Annotated in this window: 3 protein-coding genes; all 3 read right to left on the minus strand. The window is 44.2% G+C overall.

What is annotated here, in order from left to right; all coding sequences use genetic code 11:
- Positions 1 to 36: 36 nt before the first annotated feature.
- Positions 37 to 10,704 (minus strand): FG-GAP-like repeat-containing protein, encoded by a 10,668-nt coding sequence (locus PHG22_01930; protein ID MDD5490535.1) that lies wholly within the window; start codon positions 10,702 to 10,704, stop codon positions 37 to 39.
- Positions 10,705 to 10,798: 94 nt separating this feature from the next.
- The gene (locus tag PHG22_01935) at positions 10,799 to 11,950 is read right to left on the minus strand and encodes an aromatic amino acid transport family protein (GenBank protein ID MDD5490536.1); all 1,152 of its coding nucleotides are present in this window, start codon (positions 11,948 to 11,950) and stop codon (positions 10,799 to 10,801) included.
- Positions 11,951 to 12,078: 128 nt separating this feature from the next.
- Positions 12,079 to 13,080, minus strand: a complete 1,002-nt coding sequence (locus tag PHG22_01940; GenBank protein MDD5490537.1) for a hypothetical protein — start codon at positions 13,078 to 13,080, stop codon at positions 12,079 to 12,081.
- Between the last annotated feature and the right edge of the window lie 101 nt (positions 13,081 to 13,181).

The raw sequence follows: 13,181 nt of genomic DNA on the forward strand, positions 1-13,181 counted from the left end.
AACACGGCTTTTTTAATCTTTATAATTTTTTATATTTTAATAAAATCCCGTATCTATATCATCCATAATATCCTTGCCTTTTTCTCCCGAATCTACTTTCGGTTCTTGCTGAGCATCTTTAATCTCTGCTGGAGCCGGGGGAATTTCTTTTTTTATTTCTGGACTCGCTGCCGGTCTTGATAGTGGAACTTCCGGGGCTGGCGGGGCTGAAATCCCCATTCCTTCTGTTGATTTCTCTAAGGGCATATCCAGGGTAATCGCGCCGGCTTTTTCTTTGGCTAAATCAATCGGTGAAGATTTATATGATTTGTAATCCTCTCTTTCGGAAGTAAGATAATAAACGTTCGGGCCAACCAAGAACCCGTATCGGCCGGCGGAATCAGTAACTTGAGCCGCTAGTAATTTATTGAATTGAATATCAAAAATGCGAACCACGGCTTTGCCCAAAGGTTTTTTCGTCCCCTTATCATAAACAATACCCCAACCCTTTGGTTTTGAAGGATAAGCCAAGCGGCGGAACAAGAAATAAAGCATAAAATGAAGCGCCACCAAAATTCCCATCAGTAGTTTAGGCACAATGGCAAAGGTGACAATTGACAAGCCCAATCCGGAAAGCGAAATGCCATTTTGCACCCGACGACCGACGGCCAAAGCTAAAATCTTTCTGTTCGGCTTGTCTTCTTTCACCGGGTCAAGCGGGATATTGGCGGTAATAACAGCTCCGCTTGCTTCTACTTTTATGTTTTCCCCGTGGTATAAATCAAGGAACGCCATATCCTCTTTTTTCTCTCCCAACAATGACGTGGGATATTTAAATTCCACTTTTTTCACCTCTATCCGATAAGTCCCCGCTTCTTTAATTATCAGATTATAACGCCCTTGTTTGTCGGTAATTTGCGTCTGAACTAAAGTTCCGTTTTGGACATTAATCAAGCGGACAATAGCCAAATCAATCGGCTCCTTGGAAATAGAATTATACACCGTCCCCCAGCCCTTCCTCTTGCGACGCGATAATAATCTAAAAGGTTCGGTGAAAATAAACTGTAAATAAGGAATGAGATACACAAAAGAGATAGCCGTGGAAGCATTAACCGCCACCACCGCCACTAAAGTCGGGGCGACGTAATTTTGAGCGGCTTTTTCCACCTGCGGGTCATCAGCCAGCTCTCCCACGGTATTAACTATAACTTCAACTGTTCCCACAAGGGAATTGAGGAAATCCGCAACCGGTGATTCCACTATGTCCTCTTCGTTATTGTCATCAATACTCAAACACCCCGCGTCAGCCGGATAATCCGTCTGACCATCTCCATCATTATCCGCCCCGTCAAAACAAGCAGGGAGAGAAACGGTGAATTCTTCTACGTTGGAGATTATTTTGTATTCCTTGGCTATCTCATCATAAACTCTGACGTAAGATTTATGCGCTCCCGGAGGCAAAGAAATTTTTATATTTTCCGCCCATTCCTCGTTCTGCGGCGTAAATTCATACTTGTAAATCTCGCTCTCCACGACTAATTCATATGTTTTGCCAATTTCGGCATTATGCATAATAACGGTAATGCCAGCATCCATTAATTTGCTTTCCGCGGACACTTTGCCTTGCCGCACCTCACTAAGTTTAACTCCCTCCAAGCGAGCGGCTATTTCTTTGATATTTATTTCACCAATAGTCACTCTTATTATCGTATCTCTTATTTTCTCGCCGATTTCTTCTTCCTGCTCCTCTTTTATTTCTTCCGCTGTTTTCTCTGTTACTTTAAACTCAAACAAAGAAGAATAAACTTCTCCCACTTTCACTCTTAAAGTATGCGCCCCAAATAATAATTCATCCGTTAAAGTATAGCTGAAAAAACCTTCGCTGTTAGCTTTCGTGCTGTCCAGATATTCTCCGTCCAAATAAATATCCACTGCGCCGTTGCTGACATAAGCGTTACCCCTGATAGTCGGCGCTGTGTCAGTAATTTCGGAATTGTCCCCGGGATATGTGATAACCGGTGGTTTTTGTTCTGCTTTTTTATATAATCCAAAATACGCCGAACCCTTGCCGCCGCGTTCCAAATCCACGGTTACCATTTCCGAAGTAGTCAGAGTGTATCCGGAAGGCAAAACCAGAGAATATTTCCCTTTTTCTATCTTTCCGATTTTAACAAAATGTTTTCCCGCTCTTCTGCCATCCACCGTAGAATGCCCCCCTGCCACGGAACTCACGGAATACACATTAACTTCTGTTTCCTGCGGACCACTCAAAGCCCCGTCTCCATTCAAATCATAATAAACGAGCGTTCTGATTCCTTGCACACCCTTCTCGCCCTTGTCATATTGGCCATTATTGTTGCCGTCAAAAAAAGTAAAAATATCAATGGCGCCGGCGCTGACCGGATTTAAAAGGGTGTTGGAGGTAGCAGATTTATTTTCTCCGTTTTGCGTATATTCGGCTTTAGCCACATTAGAAATAGTATGGGGCACACTTTGCTTTACCTCATCAGGCGAAACTTTAAAGGGTAATGTCAGATAACCTGACTGACCGGCTTTTACTTCTCCCAAATTAAATATTATTTCGCAAGAGCTGGTCTCCTCTTCCCCTGCACATTTTAGAAAATCTTCCAACCGGCCAACCGACTCGCTATTTTTCTTCAAATAACCGTCGTCAAAAATAACTGAATCTATTTTATCTTTTATAACTACGTTTTTCAGATCGTCTTTCGTTTGATTGATATAATCAATCTGATAAACAATACTGTCTTCCGGCTGCACTGCCACGCCATTGCCGGCGTAATTTTCCACTTTTATTGAAGCATCATTTAATCCGGCCATGGTAGCCATCATCGCCACTTTCACTATTCCCAAAACAACTGCCATTGCTAAAGTGGAATAGGCCTTTCTCTCAAATCTTATTCTCACCATGGAACGCGCGGCTCGATTCCACAAAACCAGATGATAGCTTAAAATAACCAAAGAAATCAAAATAAAAAAAGACATCACCGCTGAAAAATTTCTAAGATACTTTAGATTCTCCAGCGGCTGGATTTTTGTTCCGATATTTAAAGAGGAGCTTAAAACCGCGGAGCCCTTCACTTCTCCCTGCCCCGGTTCCTTAATGACCGCTGTTTTAATAAGCGTGAAAGACGGGGGCAAGGTTTTGGCCGTGAGCGCTTCTGACCAGGGCGTGTCAACTCCTCCGCCATTTCGTCCCCTGGCGCGAATAGTATAAGAAGTGTCGGGTTTTAAATTGCCAAAGGTAAAACTATTTTGTCCGGCGGCGAATTCCGAAGCCAGCGGTGTTCCGTCTTCCGGAATTCTATCTCCCTCGTAGATTTCAAAAGTCACTCCCGCTTGCTCCCAATCCGTCCCGACCGGGAAAGAATAATTATCCACGCTCGCCCATAAAGAAGTAGTGAGCGCCGCCTGCAAGGTCGGCTTAGACGGCGGTTCAGCTAAAGTCCAAACAGCGGGACAAACCGCGCAATCTCCCGAATAAGCATTGGTTATTTTATTTTTTACGCAAACCTTGCGGCCATCAAGTTTAGTATTATATTTTAATCCTTCCTTCGAACTCTCCTCGTAAAAGCCAAAATATTCCTGCGTAAAATACGCATAAACAGTGGACTCCTTCGCCGGAATCCAGGACTTTAAATACTGGTCGGTATTGTAAACAGCCGTCAAATATCCGGACCAAGGAGTGGTGTACCCGGAAGAAACCACATCCACCATTTTGTCAGAGGTCACAAAAGGAACAAATTCCAGATTATCCCTGTCGGATTCGTTCAAAAAATCAATGGGAAAATCCACCACCCAAATAATAGCATGCCCTTCTCTGCCCCCATAAGAACTGGCGTCAAATCCTCCGAAGCCGCGGCAATTGGTCGCGTTAACCATAAACCCGGCCGCGATATCTTCGGCATAATTTAAAGTGACATTATAAATTATGGGCGTATCCGTATCCGGCGTTAATACGGCCTTCCATCTCAAATCGCTTCCGCTGGTGGCAAAAACGTATTCCACCCCATTCGTCACCGCCACCCAAGTGGTCCCGCCATCATTGCTTAAATAATAGGCAATAGTGGAAGCGCCCGGCAGATAATGTTCGGCCGTTAAGGTGGCTCTTAAGATATTTCTCCCAGGATTGGCCATGGCAACGGATTGAGCGATATAAGTGCCGGCGGTTTGAGTTAATTGCGGAGTGAAAATAAAGGAATCGCCCGAAGAATAAGCGACCAGCAGTTCTTTCATGGAGTCGCGATTAATGTCATGGGCGAAAACCGCGGAGGAAGGTGCGGCGCTTAATAATTCCACGGTAAAATCGCCCCGACCGTCGTTCCGGTAAATATATGTTCCTGCGGCGCCACCAACTAAATATAAATCAACATCTCCGTCATTATCCAAATCATCGCCCCGGAAAATTCCCGTCGTGCCCAATGACTGTTTAGTAAATGAGCCTTGGCCATTATTCCAATAGATGGCGGAGTTTATATCGGAATTAGAAACGACGACGTCTTTCCAGCTATCGCCGTTTAAATCGGCGGAAACTATATTATCTGTGCTGCCTTCTCCGAATTGGCTTTCCCGTATAAATGTTCCGCTGCCATTATTCCTGTATAAAAAATTCTGCTGGCTTACTCTATCACCCACCAAAATATCCACGTCTCCGTCATTATCTATGTCATCCGTGTATCCCTGAAGCGTGTTCTCCCACGCCAAACCCAAATCTTCCTGAATAAAAGTTGAACCATCGCCGTTGTTTCTAAAAATAAAATTCTGGCCGTTTTCAAAAATAATAATATCCTGGTCGCCATCCCCTTCCACGTCCGCCGGCCAAAGCTGTCTTTCATTACCAATACTTACTATTTGGGTTATAGTGCTGAAATTGCCCGCGCCGTCATTGAAATAAACGCAATCCCAGCCGTTATCAGCCCCCACTAAAATATCCAGATACCCGTCGCCGTTAAAATCAGCCGCGCCATCAATATCATTATTGGCGCAAGAAACATTGGTAAAGGGAGCGGTGGCCGTAAATCCCCCACCACCATCGCCCAGATAGATTTTACTGCTGGTGGCGGCATCGGCTCCGGACAGCACCGCCAAATCTTCATAACCATCATAATTCACATCCCCCAAAGGCATTATTTTTGAAGTCTGCGCGGGGAAATTGGCTCCGCCGTAAAGTTGCGCCCAACCGCCATCGGCGTCATTATTATGAAGATTATTTTCATAAATATAATTTTGGTCATCGGCATCGGCGCAAGTTCCGCCGATACAAGAAAAATAATGAATGATATCCTCATCGCCGTCTTTATCTATATCCGCAGCCGCCAAGTTATCCGCCTTATCAACATTAGCTGACCCACTGGCGAAATATCCGGTTTCTTCCGTAAAAGTCCCGCTGCCCTTATTGCGCAACAGGCCGTTGATGCCCACGCCGCTCGCTATGACCGCCAAATCCATATCACCGTCCAAATCGGCGTCAACGTCAATCATTTTGGCGTAATTAAAACTAAAAGCGGCATTGGCCGTAAAAGTTCCTTGCCCGTTATTTTGATATAAAAATAAACTCGCGCCATTTGAAGCAATGATGTCCTCATCTCCGTCATTATCAAAATCATTAACCACCAAACTATCGTTGCCGCTACCGGCCGCATAAGCCAAAGTGCTCGCCAAAGTAAAGGCGCCCGTCCCATCATTAGTATAAATTTTCGCGCCAACGCCGTTATCGCAAACAATGACGTCCATGTCTCCGTCAACGTCAACGTCAACGGCTTTAATGGTCCGAGTGTCGCCAGCGTTGAAAGTGTCACTGGAAGTGAACGTGCCATCACCGTCATTGAGCCAGAGTTTATCCTGCGCGGCGGTTCCTTCCAAGATATCAACATCGCCGTCCTTATTAACATCGGCCGCGTCCAAAGATTGGGTATTGCTGGCACCAAATCCCGAGTATTCGCTGGCCGCGCCAAAAGTTCCGCTGCCATTATTCAAATAATAATAATTTTGACCATTGTTGCCTTGAATAATATCCTTATCACCATCCTCGTCTAAATCCACGGCTAAAAGCGTATTGGTATTTCTGCTCGTGCCGCCGTCGGGAAAAGGAGTTGATTCTGTAAAAGTTCCGCTGCCATTGTTCTTGTATAAATACATTGGGTTGCCATAATTGCCCGCTACAATATCCTGATCTCCATCAGTATCAATATCAACGGACAGAATAAAGGAGGTGTCATTGGCCGCGGCCGCCGGACTTAAAGCGGCGCTGCCGACAGCGAAAGTATTGGTCGCTGGCGCCCGAATCACCTCTCCGACAGCGCTCCATTCGGTCGTAGTGGTGGCGCTATCGCGCCAAACTGTGGTGTCAAAAGTATCAGTAATGCTTCCCCTGATGGCGGTAAAAGAAAAAGTGGCGCTATAAGCTGTGCCGCCGTTTTCATCAACGCCCGCCACCCTCCAATAATAAGTCGTCTTGGGGGTTAAAGTATATTTCGCGGGTAAGGTGAAAGAAGCCGTATCTCCGGAATTATAAAAATTGACCTGCGACCATCCCAGAGAATCATCTTTGACATACCAGATATTGTCTTCTTTTTGGTAAAAAGTTAAAACATCTTTGTTAAACGATGAATCCGCGGCGATTTCCAAAATATAATGCAGAGTATCACTATCCGTATCCGTAGTGGAAAATTCAAAAGTGGGGTTTAAAGAAACTCCGGTCGCTCCGTCAGCCGGCGCGGTTAAAGAGGGTGTCCCGGGGTTGGTGTTGCCGTAAGTTATGGAAATATCAGAAATTGACGCCGAATAAGCGACATCCGTGGTGGCTAATATCGCCTTCCATCTTAAATCTGAACCAGTGGTTGTAAAAGTATGCGCTACTCCGGAAGTGGCCGCCTCCCAAGTTCTGCCGCCATTGTTGGATAAATAATAAGTGACAGAAGTGTTGGTCGGAGTAGTGGCCGTGGCTGTAAGAGTAGCCACATTTATATTTTCCACCGTGCTATCAACTATCTTGGATAGTATTGTGCTGTTATTATATTTATAAGAAAAGCTCTGCTCTAATTCGCCATAACCGCTCAAAAATATTTTTTTATCAACGTCATAATTAGGAGAGACAACTAAGGACTTATAATTAACGTCAGCCAGAGAGCTTCTGCTTTTCCAAATTAAATCAATTGAAGTATCGTCGGTAAAAATAGTGTCCGAACTGTTGTGGGAAACTCCGCGCAAATCCAGATAACCATTATTATCCATATCGATAAGACAGATGCTTGCGTCCGGACCGTAATCACTGGCTGGCTCGCCCGGGTCATAGGTGTAATCCGCGGTAGTGTTAAAAGTAGGGGCTCCATAATAGGCATAAAACTTTCCGCGATGAAAAGTTTCTCCCGCTGACGCCCGATAATCCGGAGCCGCCACGACGACATCATCATAACCATCTTTATCTACATCGGCTGCTTCTACTAATTCGCCAAAATCGCTGCCGCTATCGTCAGCAGAATCATTGATAGTGCTATTGGCAGAAACGGTTGTCAGAGTGGATGCCAGTGAAGCGCTGCCGTTAAAAACATAAACACGCCCATCGCCGTCGCCAGCAGCACGAGAAGCTCCCACCACAATATCGTTATACCCATCGCCATTCACATCACCGGCAAGGGATAAATCTATGCCAAAAACATCACCAGCATCACCGGTTAAGGTGACGTCAGCCGTTGTATCAAAAGATTTTCCGCCGTAATAAATATAAACCCGCCCGGTATTAGCGCTGTAACTGGGCGCGCTAATCGCCAAATCATCAAACCCGTCGCCATTAACATCACCGGCACTCACCGCCGCTCCAAAAAGGTCGCCAGCCGCCGCGCCGGACAAAGCATAATCATACACGTCATTAAAAAGTTTTCCCCCAAAATAAATCACCACTCCGCCCTGATTAGCTCCCTCTCCATTATTGTAGGTATATATACCTACAATAATATCTTTAAAACCATCGCCATTGATATCGGCAATAGTCACGCCATTATCACTGATTGTTTCAGCCGTAACATCCACATCGTCTAACGTATAATCAACCACTGTATTAAACGTACTGCCGCCCAATAATACTTCAAGATTGGCGCCGTTTTTATCTAGCACATCCGCATAACCATCACCGTTAATATCGCCTCCGGCATAGATATTATTAAGCGTGTAATCTGCCGTGTTATCAATTCCGGCGGTGGCATTTAAAAATATACTCGTGGCATTAGCCAAATCCTCCAAACCGTCACCGTTAATATCGCCCAAATTAACCCCTCTCTTTTGCTCCGCGTAAGAAGAGCCAAAAGCGCTGGGCATTAAATTCCAATTCTTAGCCGTGCCGCTATTAGAACTCACATATATTTGCGGAGTATCATTAAAACCTGCCCAAATACGTTTGTCACTGCCGCTATAATTATAATCTGGGGAAATGGCTATAGTCCGCAGGATCTCTGTCATTCCTGTCGGCGTTATATCTGAAGCTCCCCCTTCAAAACGGTCCACTGTCATATATAAACTGACAGTGGTGTTGCTCCAAACCCAAGCCACGCATTTTTCCGGATTGGCAACGCAATTAGCGGTTCCATCAAATTGCGGAGCTAATAACAAATGGTCCCAGCTCCCTCCGGGAATCACCGCCCAGCTAGTACCACCATCTATTGTTACTAGACGGGCGCCGGTAGTGGTGGCAAGAACCTCGCTATCAGTTGCGAAGTTTGGGGATATTTTTATATCTGTCACTTCATTTACCACATTTGTTCCCGCGTCAAAAGTGGCTCCGGAATCGATGGATTCGTAAATTTTACCGCCGGCCGTGCCTAAAAATAAATTTGCGGAATTTGCCGGGGAAATAGCAATGACAGTAATGCGATCATACGTTGTGCCAACGGGAGCACAGGAAATAGTGGAGGCCGTCTGGGCCCAAGTAGCACCGCCATCAGTGCTTTTATAAAATTTACAGGCAGTGGCGTTGATTCCCCATTCACCGGCGTAAATAGTACTATCAGTAATATAATTAGGAGAAAGTTGATAAGCGGAAATATAAGAAGTGGCGGCGGTGATTCTCGTCCAAGTTATTCCGCCATCGGTTGATTTATAAATAAAACCATTGCAGATATTTTCTCCGGCCACATCACCCTCTTGGGAGCAGGCAAATATCGTGTTGTCACTGGCAAAATTCGGAGATACTTGAACATCTATTAAATCCCCGAGCGATAGACCAGTTAGATAAGAAACTGTCCATACTCCTCCGCTATTAACGGCTTTTTGCAACCCCTGCCCAAGGGTGCTCATTATTATAGTGCCATCAGTAGTATAATTAGGTGACATGTCTCCATCGGTCACTTTCCTCATTGTTCCATCGGTTGTAAGGTCAGCTATTTGCGAACATTCCACGCCCAAAGCCAGACCCCCCCCATCATCAACACACTGCCAAGAACCCCAGTTTTGTATTTCCCAATGTTGGTTGAAATAATAAATCTCATCTTCGGCACTGTAAGCGGCGCTATTATACGCCGGAGAAATTTCTAAACCGTCCTGCGCCATGGCTGCTATATTTTTAGACCAAGCGCAAGCCGAAACATTTGGGTCATTACAAGTAGTGGTCTTAAACGTTTGGCCCGTATAAGTCGGCGCGCTTCCGCCGGAAACGGCTAAAATCGTATTGTCAGTATTATAAGCCGGAGAAAATTCTATATCATTAATATATCCTTCACCCCCAGGAGTCGGGAGGGTTACGCCAGTATTTATCTCCGTCAAAGTGCAGGTGGCGGCCGCGGCTGTACAATCGCCGGAACCAAAAAATCCGCTGCCTTCAGTTCCTACAATAATCGTGCCGTCAGTAGCGTATGCCGGAGAAACTTTTAAAACAGTAATATCCCCCGCAGCGGTGGAAGCTACTGCCGCGTTACCATTATCCCAGGTGACACCCTTGTCATGGCTTTTATAAATAGCTTGGCCGGTGGAACCGAAAAGAGTGCAGCCAGTTGGCGTCGTGACGCAATCGGCCGTAGTATCACTATAAGAAGTGGCAGGCATTAAAGCTAAAGCAACGGGGGCTGTAAAACTAGCCCAAGTTGAACCACCGTCAGTACTTTTATAATTGCCATAAGTAAGGGTCGTGTAATCCAAGACCAGAACAAAAATAGTTGAATCATTATCATAATCAGGCGACAGAGCATACAAACTAACAACTTTCCCGCTGACTATTTTAGTGGCGTTATCAATAGACCAACCACCGCCCGCTAAAGTATCGGTCCAAGTCGCACCCTTGTCCTCACTTTTATATAAACCGCCGTTAAATCTGACAAACATCGTGCAGTTTGCCGGGTTAGCTCCACAATTCGCTTCATTTTCATTATAAGAAGGGCTTAAGGCGGGCGTATCAGGTGAGCTGGCCGTATCAAACCCGCTCCCTGAAATATCCCATAAACCATCACCTGCTAAAGACGTTACCGTGCCGGCCGAAGAATTCCACGAGGCCGTAGAATGCGCCAAGTCCAAATTAGCGCCGGTAGAAAGGTTGTCGATGAAAGTGTACCCCGTAGCTTTGGCGTTTCTGTCCGTCCACAAGTTTATGCCGTAAATCAAAGACAATACCAAAGAAATAATAGCTAAAACCGAAACAAACCCAAAAAGTTTTCTGAGGCCGAAAAGGTCGCGGCAAAAATGTAAATACTGGCCAAAAAGTTTATTGGCTTTCCCTCGTTTCATATAAAATATAATCTCTAACCATTATTGGATTATACAATAAATCCTGAAAAATATCGCTGTGGATAAAAACTTCAAACAGTAAACTTAAAAAATTCTACGCGATAATCCTCCAAAGTTCATAAATTATGGCTAAAACAAAAATTATAAATAAAAAATTTCCTATCGCTCCCCATCGGCCAATTGAAAATTCCGTCTCCCTATCCCCTGTTTTTTTGGACTTTTTATAAATTAAAATCGTCAAAATGCCCACCGCACTGCCACTTAAAGCTCCGACTAAGCTGATTACTCCAATAAAACTTCTCGGTCCGAAGATAAAAATAATCAAGGGAATGGCCATAGTCAATAGCCAAGACAGAGCGTGATTTAGCTTATAATCTCGGATAAAGGTGGTTTTCAAATTCAAACCAATCACCAAAAAAGACGTAGCCACGGCCAAAAACCCAAAAATTGAACCAATCAAAGTTATCTCCGGCCCCAAAACTCCGCCCAATCCGCCCATAGCCTCTTCGGAAACGTGAGTTCCGGAAACTCCCAATACTACAAAAGTAAAAATTAAATAGATAAAAGCCGGCAAAAGAGTTCCGACTATTAGTATCTTTTTTAACGTCTTTTTATTCTTCAACATCCCTGCTACCTCGGGGATTGCCGACATTCCCGACAAAGAAAACCAAATAACACCATAAGGCAAAAAGGTGTCGCGCCAGTTTATAAATCCTATATCCAAAAAATTCTCTAATCTTACACAAGACAAACCTTTTAAAATAATAATGGCGGCCGTTAATAATAAAAGAATGGTCATTACCAATTCGCCTTCGGAAATGAGTTTTATCCCCCAATAAATAAAAGCTCCGCCGATGATAAAAAAAATGAGGCTGTAAAAAACCGGACCACCGCCAAAAATCCCGCCGAAGATATTATTCAAAAATTCACCGGAAACAATCAAATAGGCCAGCAATGCTCCGTAAAAATCAAATAAAACAAAAAAAGTGGACAATATCTTGCCACGGCCGCCAAAATATCTCTCCGCGTAGCCGACCATCCGATGGTCGCCCTTGGTCCTCAAAATAATTTCTCCGAAAAACAAATGGACAAAAACCATGGCCACACTTAAAACAACTAAATAAATAAGGCCGGCCGCTAGGCCTGATTTTGAGACGGCATAAGGGATGCCAAACATTCCCACTCCGACAATCGTTCCCACTAAAACCGACAGCGCCAAAAAAAATTCCTTATTTTTATTTAACATAAATTAGCTGATAGCTTATGGCTTACGGCAAATAGCGAATTAATAAATTATAACATTTCTGGAAAGATTTTTAAATAAAAAGAGAAGGCACGAGTTTATGTCTTCTCTTAATAATTCGAACTGGCGATTTAAGGCAAAAGGTTATTTTCTTTTAGAAAATCGGCATACAAAATAGCCGCCGCGTCATTGGGGTGCCAGGAGTCCCCCGGAATTTCCTGTACTTCAATCCCCGCATTAATAGCTTGCTCCGCTATGGGCGAAAGGTCAAAGTGGCGAATATTTAGTTTTTCAAGAATCTTTAGCGCGGCTTTTTGATTATCCTTTTCCTCATATGACCATGTTTGGTAGGGCTTGAGGATGGGTAGCACCAAAACCGTCAATTTTGCTCCATCCTGCATCGTGAGATTTTTCAACTCTAATAAAGCCGCTTCAACCTCGCTTTCAATAACACTCCTGTCTTTCTCCTCATTCAAAAGCGATCCTAGATATAATCGGTAGATAGAGCTATTTTGAAGGAGCCACGGGCTGACACCTTGAATGGATATTTGCGGTGTGTAGTAAATAACAAGCTGATTCTGGTTGTCAAAAAAAACGGCTGCCGTTACTCTAAAATCGCTGTTATGAAAACCGAGGATTACGTGGTCTGGGGCGATTTTACGATTATATCGCTTATAAAAAGCGACCTCCTGAACCGTGGCAAATGCCGACACACCGGCGTTCCAGTATTCAAACTCCTCACCGTAACAAAACCGCAACGCTCTAACAACCCGCCCGATTTCCGTAGTTGAATCCCCGATAAAAAGGAGGCGAACTACGCCGGGACGTTTTTCCATGGTATAGGAATTGCGTAAAGTCCCCGCTTCAGAATAACGTTTAACACCGAGGATTGGTCGGAAACCGAATTCAGGGTCTACTGTAAACTCTTTGGTTCTATCCTCTTTTTCTTTCCACACCCATGGTATCTCGGTTTCGGTGGAGAAAGAATGAAAGTGATAAACACCGGAAAAATAGATACGGGAATAAATCATATCGGCTACTATAATAGCGCAAACTAAACCGAATGCCAAAAGGGCCAAAAGGACTATTCTAAACAAAAACAATTTTCGGGCGCTTATTTTTTGTTTTTCCATCTCTTGTCTCCTTCTTTATTATTAATTTTCAAGATACAAACAACTAACTAATATAGCATATTCTAAAATAAAGTCAAGAAAAAAGAGAAGACATATTTTAT

Source organism: Patescibacteria group bacterium, assembly GCA_028716045.1.
In the GTDB taxonomy this organism is placed as follows: Bacteria; Patescibacteriota; Patescibacteriia; order JAQUQO01; family JAQUQO01; genus JAQUQO01.